8 protein-coding genes are annotated in these 22,647 nt (G+C 39.7%); 1 reads left to right on the top strand and 7 read right to left on the bottom strand.

Annotated elements, in window-relative coordinates; genetic code table 11:
- Positions 1 to 134 precede the first annotated feature (134 nt).
- Complete coding sequence (locus ACXAGS_RS10290) at positions 135 to 12,836, bottom strand: T9SS type B sorting domain-containing protein (RefSeq protein WP_474906551.1); 12,702 nt, start codon at positions 12,834 to 12,836, stop codon at positions 135 to 137.
- Positions 12,837 to 13,065: 229 nt separating this feature from the next.
- Here ACXAGS_RS10290 and ACXAGS_RS10285 point away from each other — a divergent pair, with 229 nt between their 5' ends.
- The gene (locus ACXAGS_RS10285; RefSeq protein ID WP_474906550.1) at positions 13,066 to 14,142 is read left to right on the top strand and encodes a hypothetical protein; all 1,077 of its coding nucleotides are present in this window, start codon (positions 13,066 to 13,068) and stop codon (positions 14,140 to 14,142) included.
- Positions 14,143 to 14,174: 32 nt separating this feature from the next.
- On the opposite strand, the gene ACXAGS_RS10280 is transcribed toward ACXAGS_RS10285, so the two are convergent.
- From ACXAGS_RS10280 to ACXAGS_RS10255, 6 genes are all read right to left on the bottom strand, one after another.
- The gene (locus tag ACXAGS_RS10280; RefSeq protein ID WP_474906549.1) at positions 14,175 to 15,233 is read right to left on the bottom strand and encodes a nucleoid-associated protein; all 1,059 of its coding nucleotides are present in this window, start codon (positions 15,231 to 15,233) and stop codon (positions 14,175 to 14,177) included.
- A gap of 38 nt (positions 15,234 to 15,271) precedes the next feature.
- The gene (locus tag ACXAGS_RS10275; RefSeq protein WP_474906547.1) at positions 15,272 to 15,766 is read right to left on the bottom strand and encodes an IS1096 element passenger TnpR family protein; all 495 of its coding nucleotides are present in this window, start codon (positions 15,764 to 15,766) and stop codon (positions 15,272 to 15,274) included.
- A gap of 26 nt (positions 15,767 to 15,792) precedes the next feature.
- On the bottom strand, positions 15,793 to 16,827 hold the full coding sequence (locus ACXAGS_RS10270; RefSeq protein ID WP_474906546.1) for a COX15/CtaA family protein: 1,035 nt from the start codon (positions 16,825 to 16,827) through the stop codon (positions 15,793 to 15,795).
- A gap of 78 nt (positions 16,828 to 16,905) precedes the next feature.
- Positions 16,906 to 18,831, bottom strand: coding sequence for an OmpA family protein (locus ACXAGS_RS10265; RefSeq protein ID WP_474906544.1), 1,926 nt, complete (start codon positions 18,829 to 18,831; stop codon positions 16,906 to 16,908).
- A gap of 10 nt (positions 18,832 to 18,841) precedes the next feature.
- Entirely contained in the window at positions 18,842 to 19,780 is a 939-nt protein-coding gene (locus ACXAGS_RS10260; protein WP_474906935.1) for a PorP/SprF family type IX secretion system membrane protein, read from the bottom strand.
- A 25-nt stretch (positions 19,781 to 19,805) separates the two neighbouring features.
- On the bottom strand, positions 19,806 to 22,647 hold a 2,842-nt coding region (locus tag ACXAGS_RS10255; protein WP_474906542.1), incomplete at its 5' end, for a T9SS type B sorting domain-containing protein.

Below are 22,647 nucleotides of genomic sequence, written 5' to 3'. Positions count from 1 at the left end.
TTCGTTCTGTTATATCAAAAGAACGAATAGCTACATAAAGAATCAACTTATAGTTGTGAAGTGCTCCTAAAGCGTGGTTAACTGTTAAAAAAGGGCAACCTATTAAGATTGCCCTTATTAACTATTTTATCATTTTAGCGATATAGGGTAAAGTGCCCTACAAATTCCCTGGTGTCCGCTACTCCGTTCAGTCGAATTACATACCAGTAATCACCAGAAGGTAATTCCGTGTTTTGGTAAATACCATCCCAACCATCTTCATTATCTATAAATTTATAGATAGAACGTCCATACCTATCATAGATATTGATGAATATTTCTGGATATATTTCAATATTTCGTGGTTTCCAAACATCATTTCTACCATCGCCGTCCGGTGTAAAGAAATTTGGAATTTCAATATCAATAAATTCCATGAATATTTCTTGGGTAACACTACAACCATTTTCATCTGTTACCGTAACAGAATATGTAGCGGTTTCGGTTATGTAAAAGTCCGTTTCGCTTGTTGGGTCTTGACCGTCAAAACTAAAGGTATAGTTGCCAGATCCACCAATGGCGGTCGCGGTTATCATATTGATATTACCTTCTACGAGTTGCAGCTCTAACGGTTCAAAAACTGATATTTCAAATGGATAGGTATTTAAACAACCATTACTGTGCATTACGGTTATATAATGGTCTCCTGCCGTTAGGTTGGTAAACGTACCGTCCATAACCATTTCATTTGAATCATCCGTATCCAATCCGAAAAGTACTTCAGGTCTAACCGTTTCGTCTTCAAATTCTACGGTTACGGTATGGTAGGCTTGCCCCATATCACAATCGTAACTAACAATTGCCTGCCCTGCTAAGTTGGCACCGCTTTCTACCTCAAATACCTGAGACATTTCGCATCCGTTGGCATCTCTAACAAATACTACGTGCGTACCACTTGGTAAGCTATTGTATTCTATAATACCTTCAGCAAAATCAGCAGCTGAATTAGAATTTAGTGCGGAATAGTAGGGAGCCGTACCACCTTCAATGGTTAATGTTACGATACCATCACTACTCTCAAAGCAGATTTCATCTTGAACGGTAGTACTAAAAGAAAGTTCTTCTGGTTCCGTAATTTCAAATTCGATAACTTCAAAGCATCCGTTATTATCTTGAACTATTATGGTATAGGTGTTAGGCTCCAGTTCATCAAAAACATTTTCATCAAAGAATTGATTTAAATTCGGAGAAATCGCATATTGATAGTCACCGGTTCCGCCAGAAACATCCAAGGTTATGCTACCATCATCTGCACCATTACAAGTAACGTTATTTGCCTGGTAGGCTACCGTTAAAGGTGTTGGTTCTGCTATTGTTACCATTTCACTAGCTTCGCAATCTACACTGGTAACCCTAACGTAATAGGTTCCAGATGGTAGGTCTGTAAACAATCCAGTGGCTTGATTTGCCCTAACTTGATTGGCAAAGGCGGCATCTGTAAATAAAGCATATTCATAGTTACCCAAACCGCCATCTGCACTAGCTTGTATAACGGCCGTGCTGTCTCCAGCACAATTTATATTGGCGGCAGTAGTATCTATTGTTAGTGTTAATGCTTCAATTGCATTAACATTAACCGTATTGGAGACAACCGAAACACAATTAAAACTGTCTCTCACGTAATATTCATAGGTACCTACGGCAACATTTGTGAAAAGGTGAGAATTAGTACCATTAGTCTCGTTCATTGGGCTAAAAGTTACCCCATCTACACTCCAAGAATAAGGCGCCGTACCTCCAGAACCGGTTAATTGTAAAGAGGCTCCATTGTTACACGTCATCATTTGAGCGGTAACCAATTGTCCTTCTACAGAAACAGGTGCAACTATTTCTTCTATTGCGGTTTCAAAAGAACAAGCCATATCATCTTCTACCAAAATACTGTAGAAGCCGGCACCAAGATTAACAAAAGAATTTCCTGCTTGTGAAGGTGTACTATTTAATAAGGTAGTTCCAGTGATATCTGAATATATATTTAATGTATACCTGTAGTTGGCGGTAACGTTTCTTGAGCCAACAGTGGCGGTAACAGATGCGTCTAAATCTCCCTCGCAAACTAGCGTGGTACTAGAAATACTAGCGCTGATAGGGTCAGGTACAACTAGAGTAAATTCATTGTTGTAATTCTGGGTACAACCTAAGGCATCCGTAACGGATATGGAGAAAGTGCCTGCCTCTAAATTTTGGAACAAGAAGCTATTAACACTTGCTTCAGTATAGGTTGTAGCTGTGTTGGTATTGGTTAAACTAATTGTATATGGGGCCAAACCTCCTTGTGGTACAACATTAGCACTGCCTTCATTGCCATTACAACCTACCGCTACAGTGTTAACAGGAGCAAGCGTTAGCGCAGCACTTGGAGTGGTAATACTAAACAAACGTTCTTGGGTACAAGTTGGTAGGCCAACTTGGTTTACACGTACCAAATAATTGCCCGCAGCCACAGGTATTACAGAGGTGGTTCCTGAACCGGTAAAGGTTCCGTTGTCATCCGTTCTTGCGGTTGGCGTACCATCAGCATTAAAAATCTCCCAAGCATAATCACCTGTATAGATAGGATCAGTAAAGCTTAAGGTTATACTGCCGTCATCTCCAAAACAAACCACATCTGAGATTTTATTAACGGCTACATTAAACGTATTTGGAGCTTCAACCGTGTGGTTTACATAGATTTCACATCCGGTTGTAGTATTACGAACGCCAAAGGTATGTGTGCCTACACCAAGATTAGCAAATGTATTGGTTGGTTGATAAGTGACATTTGGTAACTGTCGGAATTCAAAGTTGGTTGGATTCGTTGTGTAATTTGTTACGGTTCCGGTAGCTTCTATGCCGATAGTTTCCCCACCATTAACACAACTTATAGCAGTTATCACATTAATTGCAGGATTCGTATCCAATGCATCAAACGGATCAATATTAACTATATGTGTTACAGGTGAAGCACAACCATTGGTGTCGTAAACGATAACTTCTACATCACCACCAGCGAGGTCCGTAAAACTATATGTAGTGCTATTGCTGTCTTGTAATACATTATTAGTTGCATTATCTATAAATACAAAACGTTCATACAATCCGCTACCACCGGTAATACTAGCCATATCTATAGCGATAATTGCATTATTAGTGTCATTATCTACCGTACATCCAAATTGGTCTACAGTAGGAGCAGCAAAACTTATAACCGAATTTTCTGGTACTGTTACAGCTAAAGGTGTAGAAGCACAACCGTTTGGTCCGGTAGCGATAACTTGATAATTTCCACCGGGTAAGTTTATAAAGGATTGTGTTGGCGCATCCCAAGTTGCCGTTCCAGGCATTGGACTTAACGTATAGCTTAATGGGTTGTTACCATTGTTAACCTGAATTAACGCTATACGGCCGTCATCAGCACCGTTACAACTAACCGCTGTGGCATTGGCCGAAAAGTCAGGTTCTATTGCAGCAGGTACTTCTACTACAAAGGACCTAAAGCATTCTGGATTTGTAGTATCTGCATCGTAAACGTTTACCGTGTAACTATCTGCAGTGGTAAGCTGTACGTTTTGCGGATTTGTAGCAAGGCTTTGGCGTGGAATGGCAATTCCGGAAGCGCTATCTAAAATTTCAAACTCAAAATTTCCAGAACCAGCTGTAGCTTCAATTCTTATTTCTGCTTCATTACCAGGACCACATCCCAGCTGTTGGTCCAATGTTGCCGTAGCTTGCAGGGTAGGGTGTACTGTAATGTTTTCAGTATCTATACAACCTGTTTGGTCTTTTATAACCACATCATAATTACCGGCAGGTATGTTATTGAACACATTAGTAGTTTGGAACGTAACACCATTATCAATGGAGTAGAGTACCATACCATCTGATGTAGCAACATTTATAGTAATAGTAGCATTGGCATTACAATTGTCAATTTCTACATTAGAAATGCTTGGCGCAGGTGTAACTGCCATGGTAACATCGCCTAATGGATAGCTACAACCGTATTGGTCTTCAACACTTATGGTATACAAACCAGCGTCTGAACCAACTGGGATTTCGATTGGGTTGTCATCAGTCGCCATAAGGCTAAAAGATGAAGGTCCGGTAATGGTATAAAAATACTCACCGCCACCACCAGCAATATCTGGGATGGTAATTAGACCTGGATTTTCACAGCTGATGGCTCGTAAAGAGGCTGGTGTTCCGGTAATAATATCTAATTCTTCTAGAATACTATTTTCACTGGCGCTAATACACTGTGGCGTTCCACCGGCATCTACTTGTTGTACAACAATATAGTAATCGTTTGCTGCTAGATTGGAAACTGTAATTGTATTAGCATAAGGTATGTTGCCAGAGCTACTATCAATAACATTATTTGCAACATCATAAAGCGTCCAAGTCATGCTAGGTTCTGTACTACCATCCGAATCAACAATGGTATACGTAATTTCACCCGTAGTCGCACCATTACATGTAGGAGCTACTTCGGCAGTAATTTCCATAGGTAAAAGTACCTCATTATTTACATTTACGTTACTTTCTCTTACACACCCCACAGCATCACGCACATAAAAAACATAGGTTCTACCAGGTGTTAAACCTGGGAATGTGTGTTGTACCCCAGCAGCAAAAGGAGTTGTCCAAGGATTTGTAGGTGTGGAAGGGTCAAAATTAGCGGGGTCCTCAGAATATGTATACTCGTATGGCGCAGTACCATCTTGGCCTCTAACACTTACTTGCAATTCATTACAGTTTATAACAATAGGAAATAAGGTAATATCCAAATCATCTAACGGATATGGAATGGTATACCTAGGTAAATCTGTTTGGCAAATAGTTGTTCCACTACCATCCACCGTTTTAATAGAAGGATAAACTTCATCACCTGATAGATAATCTCTAAATTGATTACTTGTTTGCCAAGTAATACCACCATCATCACTAAACATTAAGGTACCTGCCAGTGTTAATGGATAGTTTTCAAAATTAAATCCATAATCTGTAGAAGGTCCTGTACAGTCTGACGGTGTTACACCAACAATATCTGCTGTAAGCTCGGCAGGTTCATCAATAACCACTCTTTCGGGAGGTGAAACACATCCCGCAGCATCTGTAATAATAACATCGTAATTACCAGCAGGTAGGTTATAGTATGTTCTAGTGGTGCTTGCCACCCCAGATTGGGTCTGACTTTCCACACCGTTATCCACATCTACCAATTCATAGGTAAATGGAGCCATACCGCTAGTAATGTTAACTTCAATGCTTCCTTCGCCACCAAAACAGGCGGCATCTGTAGGTGTACTATTAAAAGCTAAACCTGGTAATGCCTCTACTTCTTCTGTAACCATAGTTTGGCAATAGCCGGGATTACCTAGGTTATCTCTTACATAAATATCATAAAGGCCAACATCAGCTAAAGGTATATTTATGGTGTTACCTAGTGCAAAATCAGAATCGGAAACTGGGTCACCGTTATTTACAAATGCGTATAAATAAGGCATGGTGCCTCCAGCAGCAGTTGCCGTTAAACTACCATCTCCACAACTACTTGCATCTGTTACTGCAACCGAAAGGGTTAGTGCCGGTGCAATAGTAATAGTTTCTACGGTAGATGTACAACCAAATTCGTCCTGAACTTCTACTTGATAGGTGCCATCGCTTAGATTGCCAAAGGTATAGGTTAATGCATTTATTGGGTTCGGCGTTTGCCATGCACCACTGTTGATTCTAAAGGTATAGTTTCCATTTCCATCTCCAGCGGTAGCGGTTACCGTCCCATTATTTTGACCGTCATAACAACTAGTAGCAGATAGATTCAACGTTGGGGTACTTGGTGCTGTTACGGTAATCGTTGTGGTAGAAATAACCTCACATCCTCTATTATCCCTTACACGAACATGGTAATCTCCGGCAGGTACATTTAAGAAAGTAGTAGCAGCGCTAAATGCTCTTACCATAGCGTTTGTAGTTGTTTCCAATTGATATTCGTAAGTAGGAGTACCGCCAACAGCAGAAGCTTCTAATGTAGCACCTGTGTTAAAACAAGTAAATTCCGCAGTTTGTTGTAGGTCTGCCACTACCGCATCTGGTGCGGTAAGTGTAATACTTGTTGGGGCAATAGCCGTACAGGTGTTATCACTTACCTTTCTTACCATTAAACTGTACGTTCCAGCGGCTAATGTTGATGGGGTAGTAAAAACTGAATTTGTCTCAACTGTCCAGTTGGTACCACCGTCCAAAGAATATTCATAACCGGCTGCATCAAAATTTGAAACTTCAAAACGAATACTTCCATCCGATGCCCCGTTACAAGTAGGGTCCGTGCCTCCTAAAATAGCTGTTTCAAATGCTTGCCCGGCTTCTACGTTAACAATAATATCTGTAGTTTGTTCACAAACCTCAGGAATTTGTACCGCTTGTATGTCATCTAAAACAAGGTCGTTACCATCATTACTATTAACATTATTTCTAAAAACAATGTCAAGGCTATTATTGGTACCTGGGTTAAACGTCACGGTACGCTCGTGCCAATCGTTATCGCTAGTGTTTTTAGGAATAGCTGCGGTTGCACTGCTAAAAATTACCGTTCCGGAGGTGTCCAGTATTTCTACCAATACCTCAGGATTATTACCTGCATTTCCGGTTTGCATTAAATTATAAGCCCAAAAACTTAAAGTGATTTCTCGGTTTGGCAATACTTCTATACCTGCTTTAGACCATAATATATTGTTCAAGGATGGGCTACCTGTATCAGAAAAGGTACTAACATCAATAGCAAAGAAGCGACCATTTGCAAGGCCAGTGTGGTCTTGTGGACTCCTAACAAATGGGGCTGGATTAGTCACAAAATTGGTAACTGTATATTCGCCGTTGACCAAAATACCTGCAGGACCTCTATTACAGTTTGTTTGGCTGCCATCTTGGGGTTCAAAACAATATTCTGGACCTGCTTCGGCAATTTGCGTGCTACTACCTGTACCAAAATTTTCTACAAACAACGTGCTTTGGTCTGGAGTAATCGTTGTGGTATATGCCACATTTACAGTGTGTTGTCCGGCAGCAACATTCTCAAAGTAATTTTGGTTGGCCGGTGTGTTTGCAGTACCATCCAAACTATAGGTGTAATTAAAGTCTGTTGTGTTGTCTGTTGAAATGGTTATGATGCCCTCCCCGTTACAATCATAAGTTACAGTGGGTGTTAGGTTAGGGGCATTAACCGGAGCTGGTACCGTAATTTCCATTGGATAGGTACAACCTAGGGCGTCTTGTAATACCAAATTATAATTTCCTGGGCTTAAGCGTTGCTCTGTTAGCGTATTGAAATTTGAACCACCATCAAAACTATATAAATAAGGAGCTTGACCGCCGCTTGGATTTAAAATTTTAACCAAGGCCTCACCAGAAGGGTCACAAGAAGCGTCTTCTATGATACTAGCAGATGCCAATAATCTAAAAGGCTGTGTAATTTCGTGCTCAATGGTAGTAGTACAAGCTGTACCATCTGTACCACCACTTGCATCCATAATTGTTATGGTATAAATGCCAGCGCTTAAATTGTTGAAAAAATTCTCGTTTTGAAAATTAACACCATCTATGCTGTAGCTATAAGGAGCTGTACCACCACTTGCGGTAATAGTTAAGGTAGATGATGCTTCATCCGCACAAGTCATGTCTGTATTAGACGCGGTAGCCGTAATTACGCCTAAATCATCTAAACGTACGCTGTTAGAAAGCTTATAGCAGCCATTATCATCCTTTACTATAAAAACATAATCGCCATCTTCTCCAGAAACATAAGTTGTTGGAGTGCCCGTATAGCCAAATAAGAAATTGGTGTTACTGGTAAAATCAGCTTCTGGGATGCTAGCTTGATCGGAGTAATAAGGAATACCATCTTTGCTCCAAATGGCAAATTCATGACCGGTAGTACCTCCTACAACATCAAGGTCTATTTGTCCTGGCCTACACGAAATATGTTCCTGAACGGTAGCGGTTAAAACTAATTCTGGAATCTCGGTAACCCTAATAAATTGCTCATTTGTACATCCATTGGTAGTTGAGGTAACCACACGGTAATTTCCTGGTGCAACACCCGTAAACGTGTGAGTATTATCCGCAGTAACCAATTCTGAAGTTACAAAACTACCATCTCCGGAATTACTACCATCATCAATAAATAGCTCATAACTATAATCTGGTAATACGTTTAGTGCTTGTATACCAATTGTACCCTGCTCATCACAATCTGCAGGTGTGGTAGTAATGTTAACTTGATAGTCCCTTCTTTGTATACCAATGTCTTCTGTTTCAAAAACACAACTATTTTCTATTGGGGTGTTGGTAGATGGGTTTAATTGGGTTACCTGTACTCTATATGTTCCGTTGGTATCAATATCAAAATTAGGTCCTTGTCCTGCGCTAAATGGTACAGCTATGGCATTGTTGGTAACATCAAACAATTGAAAGCCATATCCGGAGCCTACATTGGTTATTCTTATATTACCGTCTGTATCACAAATAATATCATTGGCAATGTAGTCTATATCTAAAGTGTTTTGAAACACATTAAAATAGAAGCGACTAAAACAACCATTTTGATAAGCAATTACCACACGGTAACTACCACTTTCTGTAATTGTAAAGTTATCTTGAACAGCCAATTGGTCCCATGTACAAGTTCCATTTTTATTAGCACAATCATCTCCAACAGAAGAACAAGAAGATTCATCTAGTTTTTCCCAAGTAATGGAAATTGCATCCGTAATTCCTAATTGGACTGAAGCGGTATCATTGGACCCACACAAGAAAATTTTAGGAAGCAGGTCACCATCCACGGAACAGGTAACTATTTCGCCCTGTAAATCATTATCTGGATTGGTATCTGAGTTTACTTGGTTAAAAAAGTCTACAACCGGATTGGTTTGGGTGGTGCCAAAACGTTCTACGTTAATTCTTTCTATTTGGTCATCGCAACCATTACCAGCAATTTTTTCTACCAAGTAGTTGCCAATATTGGTAACATCCATGGTTCTTGGGTTGCTGTCTGGATCGCCATCGTTTAAGATTGTGTCAGCAGCATCAATTACCCCATTATTGTTGTTGTCTAAAGCCCATGTATAACTAGTGAATCCTTCACCAGCAGTAAGGGTTACATCATCACCACACAGTTGTACGGTTCTTGCAATATCACAATCCAATAAGGCATTTGCTAAATTATTAGAAGCAGTTTCTAATGTGGTAATACAGGCTCCAGCTGGGTTAGAGCCATCTTCGTCTGAAAATGTATTGGTATTTACAATGCCTTGATAGGTTGCAAAAGCTTGGTTTTCTAATTGTGAGGAACAGGCTGCAACAAATTCAGAACAATCACCATCTATCGTAACTTCAATCTTTATTTTATATTCAGGGTCGCCAATTTCTACCAAATTATCAGGAATAGTAAAAGTTACCGTGTTGGTTAAGGCATCATAAGTCTCGGTTACCCCTGGAGCATCCGTATAATCATAATTGTTTATGGTAATATTATTAGGTAGTACGTCTCTAATGGTAAAATTAGTAGCATCATCATCACCGGTGTTTTGGAAACGTATAACATAGTCAAAGGTTTCTCCAAGGCTTAAATCTTGGCCATTGATGTCCGTTCCGCCTAAATCTTCTGAAGTGTTCCCCAATATAATGATAGGAGCAAAAACTTGCTGGTAAGATGCAGCTATAACGGTTCCGTCTGTTGGGTCTACCGCGGGCACACCCGTTCCGTACTCACCACCATCACCACCATCTGCGTTATTGTCTTTGTAGTACTCATTGGCATCACTACAACCATCACCATCGCTATCCAAATCTAAATGGTCTGGAATACCATCTAAATCCGTATCTAGATTGGCACAGAATCCTGTAAAAGATTCCGTATTATATGCTAAAAAGGCCAAATCTGAACTTGAAGAGAGTTGTAGTCTTAAAAAAGCGACATCATTTAACCTACCTGCCGGTATATTAAATTCTGATAGCTCAATTGTTGCCAAACGATAGTCTCTAACCGTATTATCAAAGAAAACACTTCCGTCTGCATGGTAAACATCAAGGTTATACGAACCAACAACGGTACCAAGGGCACCTCCGGTAGATGCTTGAACCTGTACGGCATTACCTATTGGCGCTCCAGTGGCATCATATAAGCTAATAATATGGCCGGCACCTCCTGGTTGTGCAATTTGCGTAAGCATTATATCTGGTATACCATCACCAACCGTAGCCGCAACAATAGGGTCAATATCATAGGTCCAATCATTACCTACATTTGCAATACCAGTACCCAAATCCAAACCATTTAAGCCATTGGTCAATAACGGGTTTAAAGGATCTGTGGTAGGGTCGTTAACAACGGTTAGGCCCAGGGCATTATTTACATCTCCATCATTTAAACTTGCTTCAATGGTTGCTTCTCCATATATATTGCTTGCCGGTGTTAAGGCCATCCAATTAGATTCGGTAATATTTATATCTACCAAACCATCATTATTGGTATCTATACCATCAAAAAGGCTGTTGCCATTGGTGTCATAAACATCATCATCAATTACCCCGGTTGAGAAAGTAGTACCCCCAGAAGTAAATGCTAAAAGTTCATGGGATAGATTTGGTAAGTTTGGATTTAGTGCGCTAGAGGAGCTTCTCCATAAATCGTTAAAGTTCGTGTAAATTTCAGTAACAGGGCTACCTCCTTGAACGGTAGAAGATGGTGTTGTAAATGTTATATCATTAGAAATGGTACACAATTGTTCTACCGTATCTAAGATTCCATCATTGTCATCGTCTAAATCCTCGCTATCTATAACCCCGTCATTGTCGTAATCGTTATGGATTACTATTCGTGCAGACGGAGTATCTGGCGTAATATTGGCGTCTACTTGATCTTGGCTATTGGTTACTGTATTGGTTAGATTTAAGAATGGTAAAATAGCAATTTCATCTGCTCTTACTTCTAAATTTAAAAATGCGTTATCACCACCATCTAATGTTCCAATATTCCAAGTGTTTCCATTAAAACTTCCGGTTATGGTCTGTGCGTTAATTAAGGTTAGACCCGCAGGGATGTTATCTGTGATTTGCAAATTGGTAAGTGGTCCTAAGCCGTTATTGGTAACCTTAATGGTAAAGGTTACCGTTTCTCCTTCTAAAATTTCCGGTTTATCTACGGACTTCTCTAATACCACATCTGGATCACAATAAAGTGCTTGTAGCGGATTACTATCATAGGTACATGGTCCTTTGGTGCCTCTTAAAAAATACTCCCCTGCACCCGGTGGTGCATAACTTGGGCCATTGGCCCCTGGAATTGGTTGTCCGTTTTCGTACCATTGAAAGGCATCAAAGTTACTATTGGTAGCCTCATATATTTCTGAACCTACAAAACAACCCGTACCACCTCTAATGGCAAGTGTAACTTCGGGCAAGGTGTCAAATCCTGAGAAATATCCAGCTACACCTCTTGCGCCATTAAAGCCAAAAAATCCAATAGCCATGGGGCCAGTGGATTGTACGCTTACGTTTCCGTTTAAATTGGCAATGAAAAAAGTTTTCCAATTTGTAGAACCCGCAACAGGTTGGGAGGCAGGCAAGGTAACGGGCCCGTTACCGTCTGTTACTACAATGTTGGCATCTGGTGTATTCACTGCGGCAATAATCGTCATACCGCCAGTTACCAAGCTGCCGGCCATGTTTCGGATATCTGGTATGTTATCCATGCTATCTGGAAGCAAACAGTTAACCGGGGCTACAAAGTTAAGCCCTTGGGTATATGCTTTTCCGTCTCCACCCATACATTGGTAGGCGTAAACATCTTTTGAAGTTTGCACCAACATATTGGCCCCGGCGGAATTTGAAGAATAAAAAGTACTCGGAATCATGAAATACTCACCATTATCTATCGTAGCTATTGGTGTAGTATTTCCGTTTACAAATATTTGTGTATCATCTGCAGTGGCAATAATTTGAGGAAACTCCGTCCAGCCATTAGCGTTACCATTACCACGGATAAAAACGTATTCTTTTCCTAATCTATTTTCTGGTACTGGTTGGTCTATACCTGCATCCCTATTAGCTTGACCAACTTGGCGACCAAAATTTATAGAACCGTTACTAATTACAATATTTTTATCTGCTTCTATAGAGGCACCAATCCAACCGTCTTCATGGGCTTGTGTTGGGCTAGTACCAATGTACGTTTCATAAACAAAAGATTCATTAGCGTTAAGGGTAATAGTGTGGAAATCTGCTGTAATACCCGCTCTATCATTCCCAACCCTGAACTCACATCCGGGGTCAAAACCAAAAAGGGTAACAGTAGTGTTGTCTTCCGTGGCCATTATACCTAAGGTGTTGGATTTAGATGCGTGTGCACCTAAATTGGGTACACCTCCCCATTTAAAACGGGTACCCATTGCTTGTCTACCTTTGGCCGTTAAAGAAGCAGCTTGTGCGCTAGAGTTACCCCTATAATTTACATAAAAACGATTGCCACTGGGCGATTCAAAACGCAAGCCGCTATTGGTTAAAACCGTACCTGTGTTGGCATTGTTAACCAAGGTAATATTGTTATCGCCGTCTGCCAGTGTCCACACAGCAGGAGCTGTATTGGAAATGTTAAAGGTTGCTACAGGCGTAGCGTTGGTACCGCGATAAGCATTTACCGTAAAGGTAGTAGGTTCTGGTGTAGACAAGTAAATAGCTTGATCTCTAATACCCGCATTGTTCTGTCCTTGTTTTAAGGGTGGTAAATAATGAAGGTCACTTAACTGTGCATTGGCGGTCAACCCAAAAGTTAGTGTTAGAAATAAACTGAAAATTAATCTCAGAAATTGCTGTTGGCCCATGTTTGTATTTGGAGATTAGTTATACGTTACCAAAAAAAACACCAAACAATGGACTGTGCAGATTTATGTTGTAAAGTAGAACTATTAGTGGTTAAAACCGAGATTTAATGTTGTTACATACTGAGCGTGATTTTGGTTCGGTTTTGTACCTTTAGACAAAATGTAAGGAATGACCGACGAAAAATTGATGTCTAAAAAGAAGCCAGCTTTTCCTGTAAATGCCAAGCTAGATGCCTATTTGGGTAAATACAGTAGAAAAATTGAAATTCCCATTTTTTATGAAGACTTGCTACGTTTTTCTGGTTCTATAGCGGTAGAAGATAGAGAAGGAAATGATACGCTTTGGGTACGGGTTTATTACTCAGAATTTGAACGAGAAGAGATAGATTTAAGCTTAAAAAAAGTATATTCTATTTTACATTCAGACGGTAGTGAGCGCATTTTGGATTATTTAAATATTGATGCAATTGATTACTGTACTTTTGGTAATTCTAAGCCCTTTAGAATTAAAGTTAGAAATATATTAAACGATAACTACACCCATTTTTATGTAAAAAAGACAGATGCTTCCAGGGTTTATGGTTTAGAATTGGAACATATGTTGTCTCCGTACAACCTTAACTTTTTAGTGTACAAAGATACCCTTATAGAAGAGCATATAGCCGGTATTCCTGGAGATGAGTTTATAAAGGAAAATTTACCCAAATGCACCGAATCTCAAAAAGCGCAATTGGCAAAAGAATTTGTGAAATTCAATGAGCGTTGTATGATTCGCCTACTGGGCGATATGCGCTCTTATAATTATGTTATTGTTCCGGTGCACGATTTTGATCATGTAGTTTATAGGATTAGGGCCATAGATTTTGACCAGCAATGTTTTGAAGGTAAGTTCAAAGTGTATTTACCGCAATTTTTTAAAGAGAATAATGCTATGGTAGATTTGGTAACAAAAAAACTACAAAACTACAGCGTAGAACAGTATAAGATAGAGGAAAGGTCTATTGTTGCCAAGCGTATTTTAAGCTCTGGAAACCGTATAAAAAGATTGGTAAACATAGCCAAAACAGATACTATTTCCATACCGGATAACGTGTCTAGACTGCAATCTGAACTTTATGAATTTACACATGATGTGGAGTTTAAAAAGTGCAAAAAAATGGGGCAGGTATTGGCAACAGCGCTAGAGTTTGTAAAGCGTAATTATCAAGATGTTAGTATGAAACAAATAATGGAAAAGCGGTTTTAAATCCTAGAAATAAAACCGCTTTTTAATAGGATTTAGCTCTTTTGTTCCTTATTAAAGTAGACCAAGTAATAGTACATTTGCCTTTCTTCGTCCCAGCCTTTCTCTACAAATTTCTCTGCAGATTCTGGATTAATAAAATCCATTTTAATCTGTATGTTGGTATCTAGATTAATTACGTTTTTAATTTTTTTACGCGCATCGCTCACCGCTTTATTGGCAATATCAAAATTACTAACGTCCTCAATACTATATTTTGGGCCCTTCTCTACCTTGTAGTGCTTAAACTCCGGGATAAGTTCAGGGTTGTCCATTACCTCGTTTAAGAAGCTGGTTTCCTCAAAATTATCGTTCTTGGCAAAATGGTTTACCGCACGGTTCATGAATAATACCTCTTGCTGTTTATCCTCTGCCGGTAAAACTACATCTTTGGCAAAATTCTGGCAGAATTTTAAGTAGTTCTTAGTGTAAAAATTTTCATCTGTAAGAGGCGAAAGCCCTAAAAAGTTTTCTATCCAATATTTGGCATCGTAGCGATTGCTATCTACGCTTAATACTTTATACCCTTCTTCCTTTTCTTGATTAAAAATAAGACAACCTTTATCTAACTTATTTATGTTTATTCCTTGTCTTATAACAATATCTAAATTTTGTTGGTTTTCTTCAAACTCAAGAAAATCGTGCTTTAGCTCACTTTTAAAGATACCAATGGCGTCCATTTTCTGATTATCCAAAACCACATCTGTAAAGTGTGCAATATAAACTTCTCCATTTTTTATATGTGGATGGTTAGATTGGTCAAACAAATGGGTGGTAATTGTTTTGGACTGTTGGTGCGTTCTACTTGGGTCTTCAAAGATGGCAACAGCGGCCTTATATATTTCGTTAAACTCTACATCTACTTCATTAGTAAAGCGAAAATAATTTTCTTCTTTTTCACGAAAAGGTTTAAAGAAATACTCTTTTAACAAAGCAGAGATTTCATCATTTAATTTATGGGGTCTTTCCGATAAAAAAATTGGTTCGTTTCTACTTTTATTTCCTACGCGGTGTAAAGAAATACTTTCTATTTGAGCCGAATATAAATTGATCATAGGTTATTAGTGCAATAAATAATATGGTTAAACGGGGATTAATTCCAATTTTCGTCAAAATCCAAATCGTCATAACTGCCAAAAGAATCATCAAAATCTACAGACTTTTCAGATTCAAAATTCTTTTCGGGTGGCGAGTCTGGCAATTCCCCAAAACTAAACAGCACGTTAGGATAAGAGCGCCCGTCTTCTTTATCAACAATATCTGCCAATTCTATAAAGAACGTCCACATACTAAAAAAGTCATAGACGTAGATAAGTTTAGGATTATCTTCCGTTAAGACATCATCTAAAGTGGTCTCGTTCATTAATCTAATGTCAGAACCATTTTCGCTCATGTCAAAAAGCGCTATTTCCTCATCTTGGTTCCATTCTTCGTCACAGGTGTAAAAAGATGCCATTTGGTCTCCAAGAAAGCCAAATGCTTGCGTAATAGCATTATGGAAACTCTCTAAGGTAACTTCATGTTCAATCTCTAAGTCTCTAAAGATATCCTCTTCGGCATCTAGGATTATCCTGATTTTATATATCATCCCTTAAAATTTTCAAGGGGGTAAAGTTACAAAGAATTCTTTGCCATCTTAGGTGAATAGACCTTTAAAAACAGATAAAATTGAAGTCCAAAAAGTATAGAGGCCAAGACAAGGTGTACTGGTTGGCTCCCAAAGGGAAAATCCACATAATACATTAAAATCCCACTTAAAACCTCAAATCCAATTAGAACCAAAATCCAAACCGTTGCTGGTAATTTCCAGTTGTTTTTTCTGGTTTGCCAATATATGGCCGCGTTAATTATTAAAACAAGAATAGAAAATGAACGATGTATATAAAAATTAAGGGTAGGAGAGAGCAACCATTGGTCTTTGGCCAATTCTCCCACTAATTTAGCTTGTTCGTCTACAAACTGTCTTACCTGGGTACCCAATGCAACTTGTATAAAAGTTAATACTAATGAGAATAGTACAAGAGATCTAAAAGTTTTGCCAAATGTATAGTTGTCATGATTATCAGAAACCATATACATTACATAAAGAATGGCGCCCACAATTACTAGGGCCATTAACATATGTAGTGTAATCCTAACCGGGGCTAGTAATGAATAAACCACCGTGGCGCCCAACCATGCTTGGAACCCCATGCCCAAAACTATTAACCAAGACAAGATGGTAATCTTTTTATGGTGTTTCCAAAACTTAAAAGAGATAACTGCCATTACCAAGGTAGCCAAACCGGCTAACGCACCCACCAGTCTGTTTATATATTCTATCCAAGTGTGCCAAACATTAAATTTAGCATAATCATGTTTGGTATATGGTGCCCAATTTGCACTATTAAAAATAGTATTGGTCCTAAAATCAGTTTTAGCAACTTGTAGGGTTTCTTGTACAATAATTACTTGCCCTTTTTTAAAATCTCTATTGGGCTGCCATTCCAGAGTTTCAATATCTGTGGGTGGTACGTAATAACCAAAACATTTGGGCCAATCTGGGCATCCCATGCCGCTACCCGTCATACGTACAACGGCACCAGCAACGATAACTAGATAGACGAGTATAAGACTTGTTTTGGCTATAGTATAAAAGCTCCTTTCCATAGTAGTAATTGAGTTACAAAAATACCACACTTTTTACTTTGAAAAGGAGCTTGTTTAAAGGTTTAAACCTTTGATGGATTATTCCATTACAATTAACTCTGATCGTCTGTTTTTATGATTTTCTTCTTTAGAGCAATTGCTCCAAACCATACAATCATTTACCAAATTTTCTTCGCCATAGAAGTTGGTACTCAACCTGCCAGCTGCAATACCATTATCAATAAGGTATTGTCTAGTGGTCTTAGCTCTGTTTTCAGATAATTTAATGTTATAAGATTTACTGGCCAAGGCATCTGTGTAGGAACGTATTTGTAAATCTACCGTAGGATTGTCTTTTAAGAATTTAACCGCCTTATCTAGCTTAGCTATTGCATCTACTGTTAGATTATATTTGTCCAAATCGAATAAAATGTTTTCCAAATTTAAGTACGCCAGAAGATTGTCTCCAGGTTTTGGTAATTGTACCAATGGTTTCAAGGAAATGGTAATTTCTTGCTTTTCTTCATCAGTAACACTATATGTTGTAGTCCCTTGTTCGTATCCTTCTTTTTGCGCTAAAATATCAAGAATCGCTGCACCACATTTAGGGTCAAATATTATATAGCCTTCTTGTTCCGTAACCCCACTAAATTTACGCTCTCCGGATATTTCTACGTTAGCGGCATTTAAATAGTTACCGTTTTCTATATCTATAACCTTAACAACAAGCTCTTTACCACAAGTAAATTCTAAAGGTTTTAATTGCTGTAGGGCATAAATATCATCACTACCCATGCCACCACTACGGTTAGAAGCAAAATAGCCTTTTCCGGATTCATTGTCAATAATCAGGGAAAAGTCATCTTCTATACTATTAACGGGCATTGCTAAATTGATGACATTACTAAAATCTTCGTTTTCCATTTTCACGGCAAAAAGGTCTAAACCTCCTATTCCTGGATGGCCATTAGAAGCAAAATAGAGCACACCGTCTTTTCCAAAATAGGGGTAGGTTTCTGAGCTTTCTGTATTTATTTTAGGGCCTAAGTTTATAGGTTCCCCAAAATTACCGTTCTCTAAGATGGCTACCTTATAAATATCTGAATCCCCGTAGGTGCCTTCTCGGTTAGAAGCAAAATATAACCATTTCCCATCTGGACTTAAGGTAGGGTGGGCGGTAGAAAAATCATCTCCATTAAACGGTAATACTTTTACATTTTTCCATTCACCATCCTTTAAGGTAGCGCTGTATATTTTAAGTCTACTTACACCTTCATCATCCTTGGCAAACCCACCGTTTTTACTGTTATTACGGGTAAAATATAGCGTTTGCCCATCACTACTAACCACAGGTGATGATTCATGAGTCTTTTTATTAATATTTCTGCTTAGTTTTTCGGGACCTTCCTTTTGATTTCCTCCTGTTCTATAAATATCCAAGAACGGTCTTGTATTCCAAGAGTGGGTGTATTTGGTAACCATACCCGTGTCCCTTGCCGAAGCAAAAAGCACTTCTTCACCATAAAACGCTGGAGAAAAATCACTTTCCTTTGAATTAAAACTTACCTTCTCAATTTTGAACGTACCTGCTCTGTTTCCAATTTCTTTTAAATAATCTCTATTGTTTTCAAAATTTTTAGCCCTAAGATCATTTTCTTTTAAACTATAAAACTTTTCCATCCATTGATTGGATTCTTCATATTGTTCAAGAGATTTTAAACTTACCGCATATCTGTAAATATACTCTGGGTCGTTATCAAAAGTTTCTTGCTTTATGAGTTGGCCATACCATTTTGCAGCTTCGTCATAATTAGCAATTAAATAATTAGAATTCCCCAACTTTTTTAGCACTTCCTCGGTAGTATATCCTTTGGCTACTAAATCTTCATAAGAATCTATTGCGTTTACATAGGCAAAAGAGTTGTATTTTTTATCTGCCTTTTTTAAGGATGTTTTTTGCGCATTTGCACAAAAGCCTGTTAGTATTAGGGCTGCGAGGATGTTATAATAGTGTTTAATTTTCATATTATGCTGCTTAAAAGAATCTTGGTGTAATTACTTTCTGAATCTTGTTTCTAAATTCATACCTTAAAAATACTTCAAAAGAACCATCATTGAAACGTTGACTGCCCAAATCTGTAGTTTCTTTATCATATGCCAAGCCTAGCATTAATTGGTCAGATAATTGAAAACCTGCTAAAGCACTTACTGCGGCGTCCCAACGATAAGCGGCACCCGCATAAAATTTATTGTTAAATAGAAAGTTAGCCGAAATATCTGCCTGTAAAGGCGCGCCTTTTACCGCTTTAAATAGAAAAGCAGGTTTAAATTTAGTTCTGGCACCAATATCAAAGACATATCCCGTAATAAAATATAAGTTCATTCTTTCCGTAGCCACATAAGAAGTACTCTCAGCTTCATTATCAAAATGTTCTGTTTGCAGAAAATTAGGTATGGAAAGCCCGGAATAAAAGCGATCGGTATGGTAAAATACACCAGCACCAAAATTAGGGGAGAACTTATTGTCTATTGTTGGCTCGTTACCTGGGTCTGTAGAAGGGTCGTAAACCCTAAGTTTATTAAAATCAATGTTTAGTATATGTCCGCCAGCCTTTAATCCAAAAGACAATTTACCTGAATAAGATACAGGTACCGTATAAGAAGCCGAAGCATCAAAATAGGTGTCTTGGTTGGTACCGTTTCCAATCTCATCATTAACCACAGAGAATCCTAGACCAACCCTTTCAGAAACAGGAGAATGAAGGTTTAATGTTTGTGTACTAGGCGCACCATCTAAACCCACCCATTGAGAACGGTGTAGGGCAGCTATACTAAACACACCTCTATTACCTGCGTAGGCTGGGTTTATAGAAATTGTATTATACATGTATTGTGTATACTGGGCATCTTGTTGGGCCCACAAACCTTGTATTAGTAGACAGGTTATTGCTATTGCTAAATTTATTTTTTTCATGCTATTTATGCTTAAGGGAACTTTTTTATCTGTTAAGGTATAGGTATCCAGTACGACTTCTGGCGCTGCCGTCATTTTCATAATTGATGATGTAATAATATACGCCAGCAGGTAATTCTTCATTGGCTTGGATGGTAACCCTTCCATTAGAAATTCCTTGGAATGAATTACTATCGTTGTCATATCCTTTTGCACTGAACACTTTAACCCCCCATCTATTAAATATTTCAACAGTGTTGTTTGGGAACTGTTCAATGTTGATGATTCTAAAGGTGTTTTGTCCTAAAGTTGGGTTCATCAAATCAGATTCAATTTCAATATCACAAGCAGAACCTGCAGGAGGTGTACCACCAGAACTATTACAACCATCTAGTGGATCAGTTTCATCAATTACTTCCTGACCGTCACTTATACCGTCACCATCAGTGTCCGGATTTTCAGGATCGGTACCAAGATTTGCTTCTTCATCATTGGTCAATCCATCTTCGTCACAATCGCTGGTTCCAAGCGGTGTACCATCAACTGAATCACAATCTTCTAAAGGATTGGTGTTGTCCAATACTTCCTGACCGTCACTTACACCGTCACCATCGCTATCTGGGTTCAATGGGTCGGTATCTAGACTAACTTCTTCACTATCTAACAATCCATCGTTATCGGTATCAGCATTAAATGGGTCTGTTCCTAAACTAGCTTCCTCCGCATTAGTTAGCCCATCTGCATCACAGTCACTCGTAGCAAGTGGCGTACCGTTCACGGACTCACAATCATCTAAAGGATTTGTACCGTCTAATACTTCTTGACCGTCACTAATACCGTCACCATCAGAATCTGGGTTGTTTGGATCTGTGCCTAATGCCGTCTCTTCATTATTGTTTAATCCATCACCATCGGTATCAACAGAAATAGTAACTATCCCGGTATTGCTGTTTCCAGCATTATCCGTAGTAGTAATATCAATTATATCTTCATCACCTAGAGTAGGGAAGGTGCCACTTATAGGTGTAGCACTATCTGTATCAATACTCCAATTACCAGAACCGTCTGTTGTTACGGTGTAGGTAACATCTATGGTACCATCACCATCAGTGTCTAATTCAATAGTCAATTGTTCATTGGCATCACCTTGACCAGTTAAAATAGGAGTAATATCTACAGTACTAAAACTATCTACTTCTGGAGTGTTATTATCCAAAGTAATCGGGTCGTTATCGGTGGCCGGGTTGCCGGCTACGTCCGTAACATCGGCCGTCACGGTAATAGTACCGTTGTCCAAACCTGAGATATCGGCGTCCGTGGCCGTCCAAGTGTTACCAGAAACGGTAGCCGTAGTGGTAACGGTGTTGGTACCATCGGAGAAGGTAACGGTCACGATTTGTCCGTCCTCCACATCTGTAGTGGTACCGGAGATGGTCACGTCACCATCCTCGCTTGCATTTACGATGTTATCGCCTTCGATAGACAAATCAATATCTATAGTAGGGATGGAATTGTCCAAAGTAATTGGGTCGTTATCGGTAGCCGGGTTGCCGGCTGCATCGGTCACGTCCGCAGTCACGGTAATAGTACCGTTGTCCAATCCAGAGATATCTGCATCCGTGGCCGTCCAAGTGTTACCGGAAACGGTAGCCGTAGTGGTAACGGTGTTGGTACCATCGGAGAAGGTAACGGTCACGACCTGCCCGTCCTCTACATCTGTAGTGGTACCGGAGATGGTCACGTCGCCATCCTCACTTGCATTTACGATGTTGTCCCCTTCGATAGGTAAATCAATATCTATAGTAGGGATGGTATTGTCCAAAGTAATCGGGTCGTTATCGGTGGCCGGGTTGCCGGCTACGTCGGTAACATCGGCGGTCACGGTAACGGTACCGTTGTCCAATCCAGAGATATCTGCATCCGTGGCCGTCCAAGTATTACCAGAAACGGTAGCCGTAGTAGTCACGGTGTTGGTACCATCGGAGAAGGTAACGGTCACGGTCTGTCCGTCCTCTACATCTGTAGTGGTACCGGAGATGGTCACGTCGCCATCCTCACTTGCATTTACGATGTTATCGCCTTCTATAGGTAAATCAATATCTATAGTAGGGATGGTATTGTTCAAAGTAATCGGGTCGTTATCGGTTGCCGGGTTGCCGGCTACGTCCGTAACATCGGCAGTCACGGTAATAGTACCGTTGTCCAATGCTGAGATATCGGCATCGGTTGCCGTCCACGTGTTACCAGCAACGGTTGCCGTAGTGGTCACGGTGTTGGTACCATCGGAGAAGGTAACGGTCACGGTCTGCCCATCCTCCACATCCGTAGTGGTACCGGAAATGGTCACGTCACCGTCCTCACTGGCGTTCACGATGTTATCGCCTTCTATAGGTAAATCAATATCTATAGTAGGGATGGTATTGTCCAAAGTAATCGGGTCGTTATCGGTGGCCGGGTTGCCGGCTACGTCCGTAACATCGGCGGTCACGGTTATGGTACCGTTGTCCAATCCAGAGATATCTGCATCCGTGGCCGTCCAAGTATTACCAGAAACGGTAGCCGTAGTGGTAACGGTGTTGGTACCATCGGAGAAGGTAACGGTCACGACCTGCCCGTCCTCTACATCTGTAGTGGTACCGGAGATGGTCACGTCACCATCCTCACTGGCGTTCACGATGTTATCGCCTTCTATAGGTAAATCAATATCTATAGTAGGGATGGTATTATCCAAAGTAACCGGGTCGTTATCGGTGGCCGGGTTGCCGGCTACGTCGGTAACATCGGCGGTCACGGTAACGGTACCGTTGTCCAATCCAGAGATATCTGCATCCGTGGCCGTCCAAGTATTACCAGAAACGGTAGCCGTAGTAGTCACGGTGTTGGTACCA

This window comes from Croceivirga sp. ABH4_376 (assembly GCF_056160685.1).
Note: the sequence above shows the minus strand (reverse complement) of the source record. Positions and strands in the feature narration are given on the sequence as shown.

Bases quoted from the DNA above. Each gene is read 5' to 3' on its own strand.
- ACXAGS_RS10285 (WP_474906550.1), top strand. From the start codon at position 13,066: ATGACCGACGAAAAATTGATGTCTAAAAAGAAGCCAGCTTTTCCTGTA.
- ACXAGS_RS10280 (WP_474906549.1), bottom strand. From the start codon at position 15,233: ATGATCAATTTATATTCGGCTCAAATAGAAAGTATTTCTTTACACCGC.
- ACXAGS_RS10275 (WP_474906547.1), bottom strand. From the start codon at position 15,766: ATGATATATAAAATCAGGATAATCCTAGATGCCGAAGAGGATATCTTT.
- ACXAGS_RS10270 (WP_474906546.1), bottom strand. From the start codon at position 16,827: ATGGAAAGGAGCTTTTATACTATAGCCAAAACAAGTCTTATACTCGTC.
- ACXAGS_RS10265 (WP_474906544.1), bottom strand. From the start codon at position 18,831: ATGAAAATTAAACACTATTATAACATCCTCGCAGCCCTAATACTAACA.
- ACXAGS_RS10260 (WP_474906935.1), bottom strand. From the start codon at position 19,780: ATGAAAAAAATAAATTTAGCAATAGCAATAACCTGTCTACTAATACAA.